This is a genomic window from Luteibacter sp. P4_D7_3 (genome assembly GCF_056401735.1).
Genome location: NZ_JBFUIT010000013.1, coordinates 20,071 through 39,099, shown reverse-complemented (window position 1 = coordinate 39,099; position 19,029 = coordinate 20,071). Strand labels below are relative to the sequence as shown.

The following is a 19,029-nucleotide window of genomic DNA, read 5'->3' as shown; positions in this document are numbered from 1 at the left end:
GGGCAGCTCCGTCGACGCCGTCGGCCATGCCGCTGGTGACCAGAAGGCCACCCACGGCCAGCGCTTCGGCAAAGCGCCTTGCGTTGGCAAGGCCTGGCGCCTGGGCCCGGCGGGCCCCCACGATGGCGACCTGCGGGCGCAGGAGCAGCGACGCGTCGCCTTTGACGAAGAGGGCGGCCGGCGGATCGGGGATAGCCTCCAGTTGCGGCGGGAAATCCTCGTCTGTGCACAGCAACAGACGCTGGTCGTCAGCTGCCAGCCAGGCGAGATCGCGCGCGAGGGTGGCCTCGTCGGGCGCGGCGATCCATCCACGCCCTTCGGCGGTGAGCGAGCCCCCGTGCTGAACCAGCCAGCGCAGCAAAGGGACGGCACCGCCCCGGCTCACCAGGCCCTCGCGCAGGCGACGGGCATTCATGCCCGGGGTACGCAGGAGGATCAGCCACTCACGGAGGTCGTCGGAATCGATCATCCGGCCAGTGTAGAGGCCCGACCCGCTGCCCGCGGAAGTGGAAACGGCCGCCCAGGAGGCGGCCGTTTCATCGTCGTTKCCAGCAAGCCCGCCCCCACTACAGGTAGGCACAGGCCGAGCACGTCACTCGGGAAGGGTGAGCTTGTCGCCCTTCTTGAGCGGACGCAGCGCGTCCATGACCAGGGCGTAGCTGACGTGGTCGAACGTACGGAAGACCATGACATGACCGCCGTATTCGTCGGGCAGCTGCACCTTGGGCGAGGTATCGCGGCGATTGTAGTTGCCGGACACTTCATCGGGGATCTTGTCGCCCTGGGACATCACGGTGAACGTCGTGCCGTTGTCGATGCCGTCCGCCGTACCTGCGGAAATCGAGACCACCTGACGGCTGCCGACACCATTGAGCGCGTCCGTATAGCCGATCACCCGGGGATCCGCCGGCATGGCCTTGGGCGCATGCGGGTAGAAATACGGGTCGTACGGCTTGTCGTCGACCTGCATCAGGCGATCGCCCTTGCGGACCTCGAGGGTCGAATCGACCAGGATCAGGCTGGCAACCTCGCCGTTGGTGGCGATGACCTCGGCGGTACCGATGACGGAGACCTCGACGCCCTGGTCGGTGCCCCGGCCGTTGTGGGTGTCGTGGGCCGTATCCTCGCGCCACGGACCCGGCGCCATGGAGGCGTCGCTGTCGAGCTCGTCGGCCACGAACGAACCGTGCTCACGATTGCCGACATTGTCGATGTTGCCGGTGTCGCCACCGTGGTCACGGAAGCGGTTGGTCGGCCGTACGATCGCCCAACGCTGACCCGGCGCCGCCGAATCGAGGTTCTTGGCGTAGATCTTGTAGCCGGGCGTGCCGCGGAGATGGTTTTCCTCGAACCCGATCAGGTACGGCGATTGCTCGACCGCGTCGGCGTCCATGACACGCATTTCCTTCAGGAACATACGCAGGTCGGCAAGCGGGATGGCCGTGACGGCGTCGCCCTCGGTACGCACCCGCGGCTGGAGGCCGAGATGCGGGTTGCCGCTACCGTTCATGGAAAGGTTGAGCACGTCACCCGGGTAGATCAGGTGCGGGTTCTGGACCTGCGGGTTGGCCTGCCAGATTTCCGGCCAGAGCCATGGCTTGCTCAGAAAGCGCGCCGAAATGTCCCACAGCGTGTCGCCCTTGCGCACCGTATAGGTGTCCGGGTGATTGGGACGGAGCTGGGCCGCGGCGGCATAAACGGCCACGGTAAAAAACATGCCGCCCAGCAGCATGGCGAACTTCTTGATCATGCGGGATTTCCCCCTTCCCCGGTGCTGTCGCGAGTGTAACTGAATCGTTAACGGGCACAATACGTCCGGATGCTCGCCCGGCCCCTGGTGCGCGCGTAGAATACGGGGCCATCCTACAGGGTCGCGCTGCTTGGATTTCGCCGACTTGCCCGCATTTTTCCAGGCAAGACGCGCCACAGTGGCCCGTAAACGTTCAAGGTGACACCGTGTCCACCCTACCCATCCTGGAATTTCCCGACCCGCGCCTGCGCACCGTCGCCGCCCCGGTCACCGTGTTCGACGACGAACTGAAGCAGTTCGTGGCCGACATGTACGAAACCATGTACGCCGCCAATGGCGTCGGCCTGGCCGCCACCCAGGTGAACGTGCACAAGCGCGTCCTGGTCGCGGACATGAGCGACGACCGCGACCAGCCCATGGTGCTGATCAATCCCGAAATCCTCGAGAAGGACGGCCAGCAGGTCTACCAGGAAGGCTGCCTGTCGTTCCCGGGCATCTACGCCGATGTGACCCGCGCGCTGCACGTCAAGGTCCGTGCGCAGGACGCCTCGGGCGCCGAGATCATGGTGGATGTGGAGGGCCCCCTGGCTGTCTGCATCCAGCACGAGATGGATCACCTCGCCGGCAAGGTCTTCGTCGACTACCTCTCGCCGCTCAAACGCGGCATGCTCCTGAAGCGGATGGACAAGCAGCGCAAGGCAAGCGCCTGAGCGCGCCGGTGCGTCCCCTGCGCGTGGTGTTCGCCGGAACGCCCGACTTCTCCGTCGCCTGCCTTGAAGCCTGCCGCGCCAGCGGCGCCGAGGTCGTGGCCGTCTACACCCAGCCCGATCGCCCGGCCGGACGCGGGCGCAAGCTTGCCGCCAGCCCGGTCAAGGCGGCGGCGCTTGCCGCCGGCATCCCCGTGGAGCAGCCGGCGTCGTTCAAGGCGGAAGCCGATCGCGATCGCCTGGCCGCGTATGCGCCCGACCTGATGGTCGTGGTGGCGTATGGCCTGATCCTGCCGCGCAAGGTGCTCGCCATTCCCCGGCTCGGCTGCTGGAACGTGCACGCCTCCCTGCTGCCGCGCTGGCGCGGGGCCGCTCCGATCCAGCGGGCCATCCTGGCCGGTGACGACGAGTCCGGTGTCGATCTCATGCAGATGGAAGCGGGCCTGGATACGGGCCCCGTCCTCATCGAGCGCCGTACCGCCATTGCCGCTGACGAAACCGGCGGCAGCCTGCACGACCGTCTTTCCTTCCTGGGCGCGGACGCCCTTGCGGAGGGTCTTCGCCGCATCATGGCCGGCGAAACGCTGGCCCCACGCATCCAGGCCGAAGCGGGCGTCGAGTACGCCCACAAACTCGACAAGGCCGAGGCCCGGCTGGATTTCCAGCTTCCGGCCATCGCCCTCGAGCGAAAGGTACGGGCGTTCAACCCGTGGCCGGTTGCCGAGGCCGACGTCGCCGGTGAGCGCCTCCGCGTCTGGTCGGCACGCGCACTCGATCTTGCGTCCGGCGCCGAGCCGGGCCAGGTCGTGGCCGCGACCCGCGACGGCATCGACATCGCCTGCGCCGGTGGCACGCTGCGCCTCACGACCGTGCAGCGCCCCGGCGGACGCCCGATTGGCGCTGCCGACTACCTCAACGCCCGGCCGGAACTGAAGCAGGCTGCCTCGTGAATAAGCCGATTTCGGTTCGCGCCCTGGCCGCCGAAGCACTGGCCGACATCGCCTTGCGGGGCCACTCGCTACGCGAGGTGGCCGATCGCGCCTTTCCCCGCCTCCCCGACTCACGCGATCGCGCACTGCTCACCGCCCTGCTCAATGAGGGTGCGCGCTGGTGGCCACGATTCGACGCAGCGATCGACCAGCTTCTGGACAAGTCGATCCGGCGCAACGATCCGGTGATCCACGCGCTCCTCGTCATCGGACTGATCCAGCTGGAAGTACTCGAGTTGCCGGCCTATGCCGCCGTCGCGGCCACGGTGGAGGCCGTGCGCGAATTGCGCCGCCCGCGGCTTGCAGGGCTGGTCAATGCGGTACTGCGGCGCTGGCAGCGCGAACGCGAGACCCTGAATGTGGCGCTGGATGCCACGCCGGCGACGCGTCATGCGCACCCCGCCTGGCTCGCCGACGCGATTGCCCGCGACTGGCCCGGCCAGGCGGAAGAGATCATGGCGGCGGCGAACCAGGAGCCGCCACTGATGCTTCGCGTCAATCGCAACCGCGCGACCCGCGAGGAAGTCATCGGCCGCCTGACGGGCGCCGGCCTCACGGTCGAACTTCATCCCTGGCTGGCCGATGCCCTGGTATTGCCGCACAGTACCGAAGTCACCCGCCTTCCCGGCTTTACTCAAGGCGACTTCGCGGTTCAGGACGGCGCCGCCCAGGTACCTGCGGATCTTCTCGACCTTGCCGATGGCCAGCGTGTGCTCGATGCCTGCGCCGCGCCTGGCGGCAAGGCCTGCCACGCACTGGAGCGGGCGAATGTCCGCCTGGTCGCCGTCGAATCCGAAGCGAAGCGGGTCCCGCGGATACGCCAGAACCTCGAGCGCCTCGGCCTGCGGGCTGAGGTGATCGTGGGCGACGCGGGAGATGCCTCCGGCTGGTGGGACGGCAAGTCGTTCGACCGGATCATGATCGATGCGCCGTGCTCGGCGACAGGCGTTATCCGCCGCCGGCCGGACGTCCGCCTGCATCGACGCGGCGCGGATATTCCCACGCTGATCGCCCAGCAGGAACGCATCCTGGCCGCCTGCTGGGACCTGCTGGTCCCTGGCGGCCGTCTGCTTTACGTGACCTGTTCCATCCTCCGCGCCGAGAACGAAGGCGTCGTCGGAGCGTTCGTCGCCAGCCGGACTGATGTGGATGTCATGCCGTTAGCACTGCAAGCGGGTCGTGCCGCCGGTATCGGCTGGCAGATTCTCCCGGGCGAAGGCGATCTCGACGGCATGTACTACGCCTTGCTGCGTAAGCGGTGATGTAACATCTCAGGTAATTCGCATGGAAGTTATGCATGACTGCAGCCACTTCGGCCGCTGATCCGACACGTTCCTGGCGAACGCTTCTCCTGAGCGCTCTCGTGGCGATCATTCCGATTGCCGTGTCCGTTCCCTGGAAGGCCAAGGCCTTGCCGATCCTGGCGTTGGTGATCACGGGCGCCTTCCTGCTGGTGTCGCGCGCGGACACCCGTCTGCGCTACCGGGTGGCGTGGACGATCGTCGCCATTTGCCTGCTGCGTTTCGCCTATGCCGTTTTCAATATCGGCTTCCACCACCTGGGCTGGAACGAGCTCGACCTTCCCGCGCAGACCCTGGTGTTCCTCGTCACCGCAGCGGCATTTACCGGGCGCCTGCATTGGCGCGGCATCTGGACGTTCTTCGCGGTGACCACGCTTGTGCTCGGTGGATCGTGCATCGTCCAGCACCACCTCATGGGCGTGGAACGCGCTTACGGAATCAACGGCGGCGAGTGGAGCGCCATCGAGTTCACCATGGTCACGCTGTGCATGACCCTGTTCTCGATTATCCGGTTGATGGAGCCACGGATCGTGGCAGGCGAGCGCTGGTTGCACGCCATCGCCATCGCCGTGGGCGTCTACGGGGCGATCCTGACCCAGAGCCGCGGCCCGATGCTGGCCTTCATACCTTCCCTGCTCATTGTCATCGCGGTGCACGTGCGCCGTACCGGGCAGTGGCGTGGTGCGCTGATCTTCGTAGGCGTGCTGGTCGTCGGGGTCGCGACCACCACGACCGCGCTGGACCACCAGGTGATCCAGCGGTTCAGCCAGGTCAGCAGCGAGATGTCCACCTTCAGCAAGGACAACAACGTCGGCGCGGTTCGCGAGCGCATGGCGATGTGGCAGTCCGCCTGGGACGCGTTCAGCGAGCATCCCATCGCGGGCGTCGGCGTGGATCAGTTCGGCGCGTACACCCGCGCCCGCATCGCCGATGGCGAAGCCAACCAGGCCATCGCCAAATATGACCATCCGCACAACGAATACCTGGAGGCGGCAGCCACCGGTGGCATACCGTCGCTGATCATCGTGCTGCTCCTGTTCGCCCTGCCGGCGGTCCACTTTGTCCGTCGCCTCGGTGACCGGGACGAATGGGTGGCGACCCTGGCCACGGCCGGCCTCGCAGTGGTCACGATGTACGTGCTTTCGGCCATGACCGACAACGTGTTCTACCGGGCCATGCCGCATTCGTTCTTCCTGTTCCTCGTGCTCGGCTTCGTCATGGCCACGGCACTGCCGTCGGCCGGACGACGCGACGCCCTCGCGAGCGCCTGACCGTGCGCATTCACCTGCTCGCCTGGGACAACCAGCGCGGCCTATCCCACGACATCCGCGTCGTCGAAGACGCCCTGCGCGAGCTCGGTCACGAGGTCACCGTTTCCCGCCTGGGCTCGCGCCGGCATGACGGTGCCTGGAAACTTCGCAGCATGCGCTTGCGCATGCTGTTGGGCGCCCCCCGTTTCGACATCAACCTCTCGCTCGAACATGTGCGCCCCGCGAGTTTCGGACTGGCGCGCCGCAACCTGCTGATGCCCAATCCGGAATGGGTATCGGCGCGCGGCCGGCGCTACCTGGAGCGATATGACGCCCTGCTGACCAAGACCCACGAGGCCACACGGATCTTCACCGACCTTGGCCTGCGCGCGCTGGAAGTCGGCTTTCGCAGCCGCGACCGTTACGACGCCACGGTCCCGCGGGATGCCAGCGGGTTTCTCCACGCCGCGGGCTCGAGCCAGCTTAAAGGAACGACACGGCTGATCGAGGTGTGGAAGCGCCACCCGGAGTGGCCCATGCTCACCGTGCTTCGCGGTGGCCCCACGGCCGAAGATGAAGGCGGCGCGACCAACGTGCGCATCGTGCGCGAACACCTGCCGGATGCCGAGGTGCGCCGCCTGCAGAACGCGTGCGCGTTTCACCTGTGCCTGTCGCAAACCGAAGGCTGGGGCCACTACCTGGTCGAGGCGATGAGCTGTGCCGCCGTCGTACTGAGCTGCGATGGCGCGCCGATGAACCAGATGATCGACGCCAGCCGCGGCTTGCCCGTGCGGGCGACCGAAGGCGAGGCCTTCCACCTCGCACGCACGTGGCAGTTCGACGAATCCGCGCTCGAGAAAGCGGTGGAACGTGCGATCGCTATGTCCGCCGCGGAGCGGGAGACGCTCGGCGCCAATGCGCGTCGCTGGTACCTCGACAACGAGGCTAGCTTCACCGCGCGCCTGGGTGCGGCGCTGGACGCTTCACGCTGAATCGGGGCGTGCGTCCGGTGGCGGCGTAGCGAACTCCGCCAGATGCTGGTCCACACCGATCTCACACCGAACCAGGCCGAGCCGTCGCGTTTCGTCGAGGATGCGGTCGTTCGGGTTATCGACGATGTTCTTCCGTGTGCGGTGGTACAGGTGCGTGGCGAGGGCGCTGAAGCGCAGGTCACGACGCTGCAGACCGGCATGGAACGCACGCGTGACCAGCTCGGTATCCTCACGGCCCCAACCGGTCATTCCTTCGTTGAACCCGTTCAGCGCAAGCAGGTCCTCGCGCCAGAAGCCCATGTTGCAGCTCTTGATGCCGCGCGTTTTCTGGCTTGGTTTCGCGTACCAGCGCGCCAGCCACGGCATGCGCAAGGTATGGCGACGACGCTCGATGCCCGGCGTGAAAAACGTGGCGCGGACGGATTCGTCGGCGAGCATGCGGCGGGTCAAGGCTTCGTCGCTGAGGACGCGCGAACCTTGCACGTAGCAGCCCCGTGCCGCGAAGGCTTCGTGGTCGGCGACGAAATGCGGCTCGGCCACCATGTCGCCGTCCAGGATGATGATGTAATCGCCCGAGGCGGCGGCGATGGCGCGATTGCGCGCGCGGCTCATGCGCGCACCGTCGTCGGGTTGCCAGAGGTGCACCAGTCGCACCGGGAACGTCGCGGCCACCCGCTCGATAACGCGACGCGTCTCGTCGGTCGAACCATCATCGGTAACGATGACCTCGTCGGGCAGGCGGGTCTGCCGGGCCAGCGATTCGAGCACGCGCTCGAGAGCGGCGGGCCAGTTGTAGGTGATGATGGCGACGGTCATACGCATGGAGGCAAAGGATAACGGGAACGCCTTAACCCTGCCCGGTCCGGGCCCGCGGGCGATTCGGTTAGACTTTCCCGATGGCGAGCCTCCCCCTGACCCTTGTAGTGATCACCTATAACGAGGCGCATACGATCGCCCGCTGCCTGGACAGCGTGCCGTTTGCGGCCGAAAAGGTGGTTGTCGACAGCGGCAGCACCGACGACACCGTGGCGATCGCACAGGCGCACGGGGCGCGCGTGGTTCACCAGGACTGGCTCGGCTTCGGGCCGCAACGAAACTTCGCCACCACCCAGGCCAGCCACGACTGGCTGCTTGCCCTGGATGCCGACGAATTCCTCTCGCCGGAGCTCGCCGCCGAGCTGGAAGCGGCCTTGCCCGCCCTCCAGGCCAGTGCGGACGCTGCGGCCTTCCTGCGCCGACGCACCATCTACATGGGCGCACCGATGCGCTGGTACCGCCCGGCGATGGGCGAGAAGATGGCTCGCCTGTGGCACCGCGGTCGCGCCCGCTGGACGGATGCGCGCGTGCACGAGTCGCTGCGTTTCGACGGCCCCGCACGTACGCTTCGCGCCCCGTTCGACCACGTGAACAACCCCAGCCTGGTCGAGAAACAGCTGAAGGTGCTGCGTTATTCCGAACTGAAGTGCCGCGACTGGTCCGACAAAGGCAAGTCGCCGCGCATGTGGCAGACGCCGTTTGTCTTCATGCTCGCCTTCATCAAGGATTATGTCTTCCGCCTCGCGATGTTCGACGGCTGGCGCGGATTCATCATCGCCCAGACCGCCGCCAGCTACGCGGTTTACAAGCGCATGCGTTACTACGAAATGCGGCACAACCCTGCCTCGCGTGAATCCGCCGCCACGGCCCTGCACCGTCACGGCCTGGACCGTGGCTCGGAAACCTCCACATGAAGAAGCACTACCTCCTCTACGGCTCGGAGCGCTACGCGCTGGCTATCCTGCGCCCGCTGCAGGACGCCATCCGTGCACGCGGCGACGAGGCGGCGTGGTTCTTCGACGGCCCCGGCGGCGAAGACCTGGTGGCCGGCGAGACCTGGCTGCGCACGACGGAAGAAGTGCGCCGGTTCAATCCGATCGCGGTGGTCACCTCGAGCAATGCCGTGCCGCATTTCTTTCCGGGCGTGAAGGTGGAGACCTTCCACGGCTTCAATGCCGGCAAGCCCCGGCACATTTATATCCGCGGTTTCTTCGACCTTTACTGCACCACCGGTCCGAAGGACACGAAGGCCTTTGGCGACATCGCCGCGCAGATGGGCCATTTTGCGGTGAAGGAAACCGGCTGGCCCAAGCTCGACCCCTTCATGGGCGAGATGGGCGCGCGACCGGTACCTCCGCTGCGCCAGCCGCCAGTCATCCTCTATCACTCCACGTTCTCGCCTTCGTGGAGCGCCGCGGAGATCCTCTACGACAAGGTCCGTGAGCTCTCGCGCGACGGCCGCTACCGCTTCATCGTCACCTTCCACCCGAAGATGAACCCGGAAACCACGGCCAAGTACCGCGCACTGGCGAACGAGCATCTGCGCTTCGCCGACGACGACAATATCCTCGACCTGTTCGGCCAGGCGGACATGATGTGCTCGGACACCTCGTCGGCGCTGAGTGAGTTCCTGCTCACCGGCAAACCGGTGGTGACCTTCAAGAACCGGGCGCCCGGTCCGCAGCTGATCGACATCGACGCCCCGGAGCAATTCGAACCGGCCATCGAGCGCGCACTGGCCCGTTCGCCTGAGCTGATGAAGGCCATCGACGACTTCGGAGCCAGCATCCACCCCTACCGCGACGGCAAATCCAGCGAGCGGGTGCTCGATGCGATCGACCAGTTCATTGCCGAAGGCGGGCGTAACCGGCGGCGTAAGCCCCTCAATCTGTGGCGCAAACTGAAGATCCGACGACGCATCGGCTATTGGGGCCCGGCCTGACCGGCCGGGGCGTCCACGTTCTGGCGACGACCGGGGCGGTAGGAGTGGAGTCAGCCATTCCCCTGACCGTACGTTTAGAATTCATGATCCTTCAACGGTGACGACGCCCTTGTCCAATAGCGCCTATATCCGCTCGGAACATCTTCGTGCCCTCTGGCCCTGGCTGCCGCTGTGGTCGGTGATGGCCCTGCTCGCCATCTTCTCCCACGGCCCGATGCCGATGTTCTCCACGCGGACCCTCGCCGTGGCATGGGAGATGTGGGCGCACGGCCATTGGCTGGTGCCGCACATCAACGGCGATCCGTATAGCGAGAAAGTCCCCCTGCTGTTCTGGATGATCCATGCGGGCTGGGCCGTCTTCGGCGTCAACGACGTATGGCCGCGAATCCTCGAAGTGATCTTTGGCGGCGCGCAGTTGGTGCTGGCGTCCGTCCTCGCCAGCCGGCTGTTTCCCACCCGCCCCTGGGTCGCCAAAGCCACGCCGTGGCTGTTGATGGCCTTTGCGTATGCCTTCCTGTTCGGCCTGCAGATCATGTACGAGGTGCTCCTCGTGGTCTGGGTGCTGGCGGCCCTGCTCTGCCTCACCCCCACGACCACCCGCGCCGAGCCACGTTGGTGGCTGTTCGGCCTGATGGTCGGCCTCGGCCTGCTGACCAAGGGGCCGGTGATGGTGGTGCACGTTCTGTTCCCGTTCCTGCTCGGACCGCTGTGGAACACCTGGGCACGCGACAACCGCGCGCGCTGGTACGGTTTCGGCGTGCTCGGCCTGTTGCTGGGCTTCGCCATCCTGCTGGCCTGGGCGATTCCCGCCGGCCAAGCCGGCGGCGAAGCGTATCGCCAGCGCCTGTTCTTCACGCAGACCGCCGGACGCGTGGTGTCTGAACGTACCCAAGGCCTGCAGAATCATGCGCGGCCGGCCTGGTACTACCTGATCTACCTGCCGGTCATCGTGTTTCCGCTGAGCGGCTGGCTGCGCGGCATCGTGGCGTTGCCGATGACGCTGTTCCGCCGCCCCTGGCGCGTGGGTGTGGTTGCGGCGCTGGTTGTCGCCGGCGTCGCCTTGCTCCTGTTGCTGGTTTCAGCAGCGGTCCCGCCGGTTGACGCACACGCGGACCAGATCCGCCGGGTGGTGGACCGGATCCTGCTGGTGCTGGTGCTGGTTCCCCTGTTCGTGGCGCTGGTGCGCCAGCCGCTCGAGTCGGGCCTGCAATTCCTCGTCGCCTGGTTGCTGCCTGCCCTGCTGACCTTCTCGCTGATCGGTGGCAAGCAGCTCTACTACCTGCTCCCCGAGCTGGCTGGCGTGACCATGCTGGTGGCGGCCGCCGTGGCCGACCTGCGCGAACGCCACAAGGGACTCGCTTCGAGCTACGCCCTCGGCACGTGGCCGCTATCGCTCGGCGCCTTCCTGCTTGCCATCGTCCTGTTCGTGATGCCGGCGGTGGTGCCGACGCGCTTCCCCGACAACATCTGGCTGATGGGTATGGCGCCCTTCTCGCGCTTCTTCGGGGTGATCTTCGTCGTCCTCGGGGCCTTGCTCCTGCTTCGTGGCCGCGGCGAAATGCGCCGGCTGGCCTTCGCCGGACTGATCGGCACGGTATCGCTCAATGCCTTGTTCACCCTGGGCCTGTGGTATCGCTACGATCTCGCGCCAGCGTCGGCCTTCCTGGCCCAGGCCGACGCGGCCGGCCACCCCATCGGCAATCTGGGTACCGAGTACAACGGCCAATATCACTTTGCCGGCCGCTTGATGCACCCCATCGCGCGCCTCAACGAACTGCCCGGCGCCGCGGCGCAGAACGATGACGACGATGATGACGCCGCCGTCCATGACGGCGACAGCCTCGACGACTTCGCCAGACATCATCCCGACGGCCTCGTGGTGACCTACGCCAAGCATCCGCCGGCCAATGCCTTCCGCTTCGCCCGGCTGATCCAGCCTTCGCGCACTAGCTGGCTGATAATCTGGGACGCCGCCACGCTGAACGCGCTGCACATGGACCGTGTGCCGCCCGAGCCGAAGCAGGCGACGCTGCTTTATCCGCAGGATTACTGGCGCACGCGGACCGCGGCGCGATGACCGACCCCCTCGTTGAACGATTACGCGCCCAGATCGGCGGCGTTCGCGACGGGGCCTTGTTGCGCTTCTCCATCGGCAACGCGCATCTGGGCGATGGCGCCTATGCCGAGGCTGCCACCGCCTTCCGCGAAGCGCTGGGCTTCGATCCCGCCTATTCCGCGGCCTGGAAACTGCTGGGCAAGGCGCTGCTGGCGAAGGACGACGAGGCTGGCGCCGCGGAGGCCTGGCGGCAGGGCATTACCGCGGCGACGGGCCGCGGCGATATGCAGGCGGCCAAGGAGATGACCGTCTTCCTCAAGCGCCTTTCGCGGAACGATTGATCCAGTACGGATTGCGACCGGACGCGTTGAAGCGCTTGTAGTGCCACTGGTACTGCGTGAAGGCGCGTTCAGCACACTGCTGCACACCGCGATTGAGCGCGGCGCAGGCCACGCCGAGGTCGGTACTGTCGATTCCTTCAGGAGCCGGCAGGACGTGGATGCGGAACCCGGCGCCCTCGGGCAAGCGCTCGGCGAAGCTGAATAGCACCGTGGCGCCCGTGCGCGCCGCCAGCCTTGGCAAGAGCACCATGGTTAAGGCTTCCTCGCCGAAGAAAGGCGCGAACACACCCTCGCCTTCGCGCGGCCGCTGGTCCGGCAGGATGCCAACGGTGCCCCCGGCGGCAAGACGCTTGAACAGCGTGCGGACCCCGGCACCTTCGGCCCGCACCTGCTCCGGCGCGAGCTTGCCGCGTACCTTCCTGAGCAGCCCTTCGATCGCCTCGATACGTGGCGGCCGGTAAAGAATAGCCATGGGGGTCTTGCTGCAGAGCCAGTAATTGAGTAACTCCCAGCAGCCGAGATGGGGGGCGGCGATGATCACGCCCTTGCCCGACGCCAGCGCGGCGTCGAACAGTTCCCCCCCCACGACCTCGCGGACCAGACCGAGCGAACGGTCGGCACCGGCGCCCCAGATGGCGGCGACCTCGGTCACCGACTTACCGGCCTCTTCCATCGTCTCTTCCAGGAGCGCGGCCCGTTCAGCGTCAGTCAGTTCGGGACGGGTCAGGCGCAGGTTCACGGCGGTGACATGGGTGCTGTGCGAGTGGGCACGCAACGCACGCCGGCCCATCCAGGCGCCGACCGAGTGCACGGTCCGCAGCGAAAGAAGGCTGACCAGCCGGAGCAGGAGGTAAAGGAGGTAGATATCGGGACGCATCCGGAGAAGTGTACCGCCGCGTGCCAGCCTCCTTTAAGCTTGGCCGCCATCCGCCGTTAGCCTTCCCATGATTGCAGTGATCCAGCGTGTGGAGTCCGCACGTGTCGATGTCGAGGGAGAAACCGTGGGTGCCATCGGCGCCGGCCTGCTCGCGCTGGTCGCGGTCGAGCCGGGCGACGGTGAAGCCCAGTGCGTCCGCATGCTCGAGCGCCTTCGCGGTTACCGTGTGTTCTCCGACAGCGAGGGGAAAATGAACCTCAGCCTTGCCGATACCGAGGGCGGCCTGCTCCTGGTCAGCCAGTTCACCCTCGCCGCGGATACGCGCAAGGGCATGCGCCCCAGCTTCACCACGGCCGCGCCCCCGGCCGAAGCGAGCCGCTGGTACGACCGCCTGGTCGAGCTGGCCCGCGCCGCCCACGGCCCGGGGGTGGAAATCGGACGCTTCGGTGCCCATATGAAGGTACATCTCATCAACGACGGTCCGGTCACCTTCCGCCTGGAGGTGCGCTGAGGCGTCCTTACGAGGGTCCATGGCCCTTTTCCTCCTCATCGCGACGCTGACGCCCGGCCGGAAACGGCCATATGGCGCGATTCTTGCGTCCCCTCGATGAGCCCGATCCACTTGAAAACTGGTCAAAAAATCATCAAATGACTATACTGATCGGTTCCTGTAACCCGCGGCGGTCGGCATGACTAATAAAGCTCACGAGCAGCAGTCTGAAATCAAACAGCTCATCTCCAAGGGTTTGGAGCAGGGCTACCTGACCTACGCGGAAATCAACGATCACCTGCCCGACGACATCGTCGATCCGGAGCAGATCGAAGACATCATGGCGGTGCTCAAGGGCGTCGGCATCGAGGTGCATGATTCCGCGCCCGACACCGACACCATTTCCGACGGCGCTGCGCCGGGTTCCAGCACGGATGACGAATCCGCCGCTGAAGAAGCCGTGGCCCTGCTGTCGGCCGTCGACGCCGAAGTCGGCCGCACGACGGATCCCGTGCGCATGTACATGCGCGAGATGGGTACCGTCGAGCTGCTGACCCGCGAAGGCGAAATCGCCATCGCCAAGCGCATCGAGGAAGGCCTCAACCAGGTCCAGACCGCGCTGGCCAGCTTCCCCCTCACCATCCAGCTGCTGCTCGAGGAATACGACCAGCACGTGGAAGGCAAGCGCCGCCTGAGCGAAATCCTGGCTGGCTTCACCGACCTCGAGGAAGCCGCGGACGCCGCCAAGGCTGAAGCCGCCGAGGCCGCCGAAGCTGCCGCCGCCGAAGCCGATGGCGAGGAAGAGGAAGAAGTCGAGGGCGCGCCGGTCGCCGAGGAAGAGGAAGCCGGTCCGACCGGCCCCGATCCGGAAGAAGTGAAGCGCCGCATGGAAGAGCTGCGCTCGCTCCATGGCAAGTTCCAGAAGACTGCGCCCAAGGCCGAGATCAACGACAAGAAGCTCGCCAAGATCCGCGAGCAGATGTCGGAAGCCTTCCTCAACCTGAAGCTCCCGTCGGCGCTGATCGACAGCTTCGTGCGCAAGCTGCGCGAAGTGGTGAACGACATCCGTCACCACGAGCGCGTGCTCATGGACATCTTCGTCAAGCAGGTGAAGATGCCGCGTGCGGAGTTCCTCAAGAGCTTCCCGTCGAACGAAGGCAACCTCGAGTGGGCCGCCGAACTGGGCCGCAAGCGCCAGAAGTGGTCGCCGAACATCAAGAACTACCGTGAAGTGATCGACGGTGAACAGGAGAAGCTCGCCGCTATCGAGCGCACCCTGTACCTGCCGCTGACCGACATCAAGGAAATCAATCGCGCCATGTCCGTCGGCGAGGCGAAAGCCCGTCGCGCCAAGAAGGAAATGGTCGAGGCCAACCTGCGCCTGGTCATCTCCATCGCGAAGAAGTACACCAACCGCGGCCTGCAGTTTCTCGACCTCATCCAGGAAGGCAACATCGGCCTGATGAAGGCCGTGGACAAGTTCGAATATCGCCGCGGCTACAAGTTCTCGACGTACGCGACGTGGTGGATCCGTCAGGCCATCACCCGCTCGATCGCCGATCAGGCTCGCACCATCCGTATTCCGGTGCACATGATCGAAACGATCAACAAGCTCAACCGCATCTCCCGCCAGATGCTCCAGCAGTTCGGCCGCGAGCCGACGCCGGAAGAACTGGCCAAGGAAATGGAGATGCCGGAAGACAAGATCCGCAAGGTCCTGAAGATCGCGAAGGAACCGATCTCCATGGAAACCCCGATCGGCGACGACGAAGATTCGCATCTTGGCGACTTCATCGAAGACACCAACGCCAGCTCGCCTGTCGAGTCGGCGACCGAAACGGGTCTCATGGAAACCGTGCGCGACGTGCTCGCTGGTCTCACCCCGCGTGAAGCCAAGGTACTGCGCATGCGCTTCGGCATCGACATGAACACGGATCACACGCTGGAAGAAGTCGGCAAGCAGTTCGACGTCACCCGCGAGCGCATCCGTCAGATCGAAGCCAAGGCCCTGCGCAAGCTGCGTCACCCGAGCCGCTCGGAGACCCTGCGGTCGTTCCTCGATATCGATTGATTGGTTTTGACATCTGGTTAGACGAAAACGCCCGCGCAAGCGGGCGTTTTCTTTTGGCCCCATGAAATTTATCGAACTATCAATAACTTATTTTTTTCAGGCATCTTTCAGACGTCAACCCCGTCTGTTCAGTTCTTTACTCTGTTCGCGTTACGTGAACATAATTAATTATTGAACACGGAGCCGCCCCATGAATGAAGATGAGCTCATCCATTGTGCCGTTGCCGCAGTCCGGGTGACGACCGGCCTCGACTTCTCGGTAGTCGCTGCCGAGGCGACGAGTGTTGCCCAGAAGGGCTACAGAACCGACGCATTCCTGGATCTGGATCTTCCGGACGGGCACAGGCGTTTCATTGCCGAATGCAAGTCGCGGGTCGACAGGACATCCATGCTCTTGCAGGTGAAGTCCCAACTGGACGCCGTTCGGTCAACCGCTTTGCCCCTCTTGGTCACGCATCGCATGTCCGCCAACATGCTGGACCAGTGCCGACAGATCGGACTGAATGTCATCGATGCGACGGGAAACTGCTACCTCGAGGACAAGGGTCTCTTCGTGTTCGTCAAAGGCAACAAGCTACCTGATGACGCGCCAGGCGTACCGACCGATTACCGCGGTGGCACCAGCTATGGATCGCTCCGCCTCATCTTTGCCCTGATCTGCAAGCCCGAACTGCTGGGGGCGTCGTACAGGGAACTGGTCAGCGTCTCAGGAATTTCCCTCGGCTCAGTCGGCTGGATCTTCAACGATCTCGAATTACGAGGGCTCGTTTCGCAACGCGACGGCAACAAGCGACGCCACTTTCTGGACCTGCCTCGTCTTCAGGAAGAATGGGCAGCCAATTACACCCACAAACTGAAGCCTCGACTCAAAACACAGCGGTTCAGCGCCCCAGAAACCGTAGCGAACTGGTGGCAGCGAGCGACAAGCTTTCGGGGTGATTTCTTGTGGGGCGGCGAAGTAGCAGCCGCTATTCTAGACGGACACTTGAAGCCGATTACAGCGACGCTCTACACGAAGCGACACTGGGACAAGACGGCCATCGCAGGGCTTGTCCAGCAACACAAACTCCGCGCCGACCACGAGGGCACAATCGAGATTGTCGAATCGTTCTGGAGCTTCGACAACGAGCAGACGGCACGCGGACTCGTACCATCGTTATTGATTTATGCAGATCTGCTCGCGCTTCTGGATCCGCGAGCCGCCGAAGCAGCCGACGAACTCAGGGAACGTCATCTTCATCATGCGTAAGTTGCCGAAAGATCGCCCCCTCGACCCGCTAAGTCTCGATATTCTCAGAGCCRTAAACTCAAGTGCACACGCGTTGAATGTACCCGTCATGCTCGTGGGGGCAACGGCGCGGGACATCATGCTTACGTTCCTGCACGACATTCCTGCTCGCAGGGCCACTGAGGACATGGACTTCGCTTTGGCCGTACCCAATTGGGAAGCATTCGAAAACGTGGCGCGGGCGTTGACTGACGACCCCAGGTTCACCATGGACAAATCTATGGCCCACCGCATCTTATTCCGCTACTCGGACACACTGCCTTCTCGGAGTGTCGATGTCGTCCCCTACGGAGCGGGGGTCGGCGGCGAGGTTTTTCGCTGGCCAAAGAACGACGACATCGAAATGAACGTGGCTGGTTACGAAGATGCGGCGAGAGCTGCTGAGTTAGTTGGGCTTGCGTCGGACTTAAATTTTCACGTGGTGACCTTGCCCGGCCTCACCTTGCTCAAGTACTTCGCATGGGTTGATCGCCGAACCACAACGAACAAAGACGCCTTCGATTTAGCCCTCATACTTCGTCAATATGGAGACGCAGGCAACCACGAGAGACTGTTTGGCGAAGCCATTGAACTCCTGGGTGCGGTCGAATTCGATCTGGACCGGGCATCACCCAGACTGCTTGGGCGGGATGTTGCAGGGCTCTGTTCCGGCGCGTCCCATGAGCGCCTGGCATCGCTACTTGCGGACTCTCGACTCATGGACGCGCTAGCGCTAGACATGGTTCGGGCCAGGGGCACCGATTCGACCGATGTCGGGCAGGCGCTTATCGGCGAGTTTCGAGCGGGCTTTCATTAGCGTTTGACTGGATCGGTAACGACACCTGGTTAGCTGAGAACGCCCGCGTAAGCGGTCGTTTTCTTTCGGTGGGGCTGTCGCCTGGCCGGGCCTTGGCAAGCCTTGCAGCCATGCGGTGTAATGCTGGCCAGGGATCAGGGGGTACATCGTTATGGATATGTCACGCAGGCACGCCGATGGCCTCGCTCAGGCGCGCCGCGCACTCCTGTCCAGGGGTCTCGACGACGAGAAGCTGTCGAGATGCATCTGTAAAGAACCAGCGGATCGTCCGTCCTCGACTCGGTGACGCTCGCCCGGTCCAAGGGCTGTCGCTTCGACACGTCCGCTTGCCCGCGGGGAAAAGACGAGACGACCTACAGGATCGTCGTGCCGATTATCTTTTCGCTCGGACTTGGCAAGACTTTCTAGGGTGCTCGAACGGACGGGAGAAGGCTCAATGGATGGTTTGTCGGCTAAAGACATCGTTGGCGTGATCCTGGGGATCGTCTTCCTCGTGGTGATTGTGTATGCGCGTGGAACTTCGTCTCGAAGGCAACCCAAGGACACGTTTTTCAACTGCTGGCGCTGTAAGGCACTCACGCCGCACAACCAGCGCACGATTGAAGCGTGGCGTAACGAGAAGACTCACTTCTTCTGTGGGGCCTGCCATACGAAGTGGCTGCAATCGCATCCCGTGCCGCCTGCACAGGCACGGCCGGCCAAAGAGTACAGACCACGAAGGAGGTCGAGTCCCGTGGCAACTCTCGTGGTGCTCGGGGCCCTCATCGTGATCAGCGTTCTCGCTCGTTCGTGCTCATAAGGATTCAGACACCATGCGCATCGCACAACTCCTCTTTGGCGACTCTCCGGCCGCCTTTCCGACCGACCTCTCGCTGGACGAGTCGATCCGTCGCTTGTCTTCCGTCGTGGAGAAAGATGGCTTCCTCTCGGGCCTCCGCACGCACGAGGGGCAACGTGTCTTCGGGAAAGTCGCCCAACAACGCGTACGGCTGACATGGATGACGCCCTTTATGAGCAACGTTTTTCGGCCGCGTTTTGTCGGTCGCTTCGAAGCCTTAGGCGATAAGACGGTGTTGCTGGGAAAGTTCGGCGTCGTGCCCGTGGTAAGGGCCTGGGCTTGTGTCATCGCGATGGTTGGCATGCTTGGCGCGGGCATCGTTGTCTCTCAAGCGAACCCCGGCGTGTACCCACGTCCCGTCCTGGTGCTGGTCGCGGTCGGCGTCAGCATGGGTGGGTTCGTCGCGGTTCGCCTGTCCCAATGGCTGACCGGTGGCGTTCGACGGGAGCTGGCATCGTTCATCACCTCAAGCCTGTCCAGCAAAGACTGAAGATCGGCACCGTGTTCCGATGGGGATGGATATTC

At 64.5% G+C, this 19,029-nt stretch carries 18 protein-coding genes; 14 read left to right on the top strand and 4 right to left on the bottom strand.

The features are described 5' to 3' along the window. The coding region (locus tag AC1DSN_RS02975; RefSeq protein ID WP_477329531.1) for a DNA-processing protein DprA at positions 1-469 on the bottom strand (469 nt) is incomplete at its 3' end. A 123-nt stretch (positions 470-592) separates the two neighbouring features. Continuing rightward, positions 593-1,750, bottom strand: coding sequence for a LysM peptidoglycan-binding domain-containing protein (locus AC1DSN_RS02970; protein ID WP_213948923.1), 1,158 nt, complete (start codon positions 1,748-1,750; stop codon positions 593-595). Positions 1,751-1,956: 206 nt separating this feature from the next. On the opposite strand from AC1DSN_RS02970, the gene def reads away from it, so the two are divergent. Genes def through AC1DSN_RS02945 form a run of 5 tightly spaced genes read left to right on the top strand, consistent with a single transcriptional unit; the run spans position 1,957 to position 6,989 of the window. After that, a complete protein-coding gene (gene def / locus AC1DSN_RS02965; RefSeq protein ID WP_063574272.1) occupies positions 1,957-2,460 on the top strand; it encodes a peptide deformylase in 504 nt (167 codons plus the stop codon). A gap of 17 nt (positions 2,461-2,477) precedes the next feature. Continuing rightward, entirely contained in the window at positions 2,478-3,407 is a 930-nt protein-coding gene (gene fmt, locus AC1DSN_RS02960) for a methionyl-tRNA formyltransferase (RefSeq protein WP_477294636.1), read from the top strand. Further along, positions 3,404-4,708 (top strand): 16S rRNA (cytosine(967)-C(5))-methyltransferase RsmB, encoded by a 1,305-nt coding sequence (gene rsmB, locus AC1DSN_RS02955; protein ID WP_477294612.1) that lies wholly within the window; start codon positions 3,404-3,406, stop codon positions 4,706-4,708. The genes fmt and rsmB overlap by 4 nt, the downstream gene beginning before the upstream one ends. Before the next feature lie 35 nt (positions 4,709-4,743). After that, positions 4,744-6,018 (top strand): O-antigen ligase family protein, encoded by a 1,275-nt coding sequence (locus tag AC1DSN_RS02950; RefSeq protein ID WP_477294614.1) that lies wholly within the window; start codon positions 4,744-4,746, stop codon positions 6,016-6,018. Positions 6,019-6,020: 2 nt separating this feature from the next. Beyond that, the gene (locus tag AC1DSN_RS02945) at positions 6,021-6,989 is read left to right on the top strand and encodes a glycosyltransferase family protein (protein WP_477294616.1); all 969 of its coding nucleotides are present in this window, start codon (positions 6,021-6,023) and stop codon (positions 6,987-6,989) included. On the opposite strand, the gene AC1DSN_RS02940 is transcribed toward AC1DSN_RS02945, so the two are convergent. After that, the gene (locus tag AC1DSN_RS02940) at positions 6,981-7,811 is read right to left on the bottom strand and encodes a glycosyltransferase family 2 protein (RefSeq protein ID WP_477329528.1); all 831 of its coding nucleotides are present in this window, start codon (positions 7,809-7,811) and stop codon (positions 6,981-6,983) included. The two genes, AC1DSN_RS02945 and AC1DSN_RS02940, sit on opposite strands and share 9 nt — an antisense overlap. A gap of 74 nt (positions 7,812-7,885) precedes the next feature. Between AC1DSN_RS02940 and AC1DSN_RS02935 the strand changes: the two genes are divergently transcribed. From AC1DSN_RS02935 to AC1DSN_RS02920, 4 genes are all read left to right on the top strand, one after another. Then, complete coding sequence (locus AC1DSN_RS02935; protein WP_213948927.1) at positions 7,886-8,719, top strand: glycosyltransferase family 2 protein; 834 nt, start codon at positions 7,886-7,888, stop codon at positions 8,717-8,719. Continuing rightward, the gene (locus AC1DSN_RS02930; protein ID WP_063573644.1) at positions 8,716-9,747 is read left to right on the top strand and encodes a CDP-glycerol glycerophosphotransferase family protein; all 1,032 of its coding nucleotides are present in this window, start codon (positions 8,716-8,718) and stop codon (positions 9,745-9,747) included. The genes AC1DSN_RS02935 and AC1DSN_RS02930 overlap by 4 nt, the downstream gene beginning before the upstream one ends. A gap of 109 nt (positions 9,748-9,856) precedes the next feature. Then, on the top strand, positions 9,857-11,824 hold the full coding sequence (locus AC1DSN_RS02925; RefSeq protein ID WP_477294638.1) for an ArnT family glycosyltransferase: 1,968 nt from the start codon (positions 9,857-9,859) through the stop codon (positions 11,822-11,824). Then, positions 11,821-12,144: a tetratricopeptide repeat protein gene (locus AC1DSN_RS02920; protein WP_477294622.1), complete on the top strand. Its 324-nt coding sequence runs from the start codon at positions 11,821-11,823 to the stop codon at positions 12,142-12,144. The genes AC1DSN_RS02925 and AC1DSN_RS02920 overlap by 4 nt, the downstream gene beginning before the upstream one ends. Here AC1DSN_RS02920 and AC1DSN_RS02915 read toward each other — a convergent pair. Further along, positions 12,119-13,021 (bottom strand): LpxL/LpxP family acyltransferase, encoded by a 903-nt coding sequence (locus AC1DSN_RS02915; protein WP_477294624.1) that lies wholly within the window; start codon positions 13,019-13,021, stop codon positions 12,119-12,121. The two genes, AC1DSN_RS02920 and AC1DSN_RS02915, sit on opposite strands and share 26 nt — an antisense overlap. Before the next feature lie 67 nt (positions 13,022-13,088). Between AC1DSN_RS02915 and dtd the strand changes: the two genes are divergently transcribed. The 5 genes from dtd (at position 13,089) to AC1DSN_RS02890 (ending at position 18,994) form a co-directional block, all read left to right on the top strand. Further along, complete coding sequence (dtd, locus tag AC1DSN_RS02910) at positions 13,089-13,532, top strand: D-aminoacyl-tRNA deacylase (RefSeq protein WP_477329526.1); 444 nt, start codon at positions 13,089-13,091, stop codon at positions 13,530-13,532. A gap of 178 nt (positions 13,533-13,710) precedes the next feature. Continuing rightward, positions 13,711-15,582, top strand: a complete 1,872-nt coding sequence (rpoD, locus tag AC1DSN_RS02905; RefSeq protein ID WP_046969008.1) for an RNA polymerase sigma factor RpoD — start codon at positions 13,711-13,713, stop codon at positions 15,580-15,582. A 190-nt stretch (positions 15,583-15,772) separates the two neighbouring features. Further along, positions 15,773-16,831: a type IV toxin-antitoxin system AbiEi family antitoxin gene (locus tag AC1DSN_RS02900; protein ID WP_477294630.1), complete on the top strand. Its 1,059-nt coding sequence runs from the start codon at positions 15,773-15,775 to the stop codon at positions 16,829-16,831. Next, on the top strand, positions 16,824-17,666 hold the full coding sequence (locus tag AC1DSN_RS02895; protein WP_477329524.1) for a nucleotidyl transferase AbiEii/AbiGii toxin family protein: 843 nt from the start codon (positions 16,824-16,826) through the stop codon (positions 17,664-17,666). Before AC1DSN_RS02900 ends, AC1DSN_RS02895 begins: the two co-directional genes overlap by 8 nt. A gap of 812 nt (positions 17,667-18,478) precedes the next feature. Further along, positions 18,479-18,994, top strand: coding sequence for a hypothetical protein (locus AC1DSN_RS02890; RefSeq protein WP_477329522.1), 516 nt, complete (start codon positions 18,479-18,481; stop codon positions 18,992-18,994). Positions 18,995-19,029 lie beyond the last annotated feature (35 nt).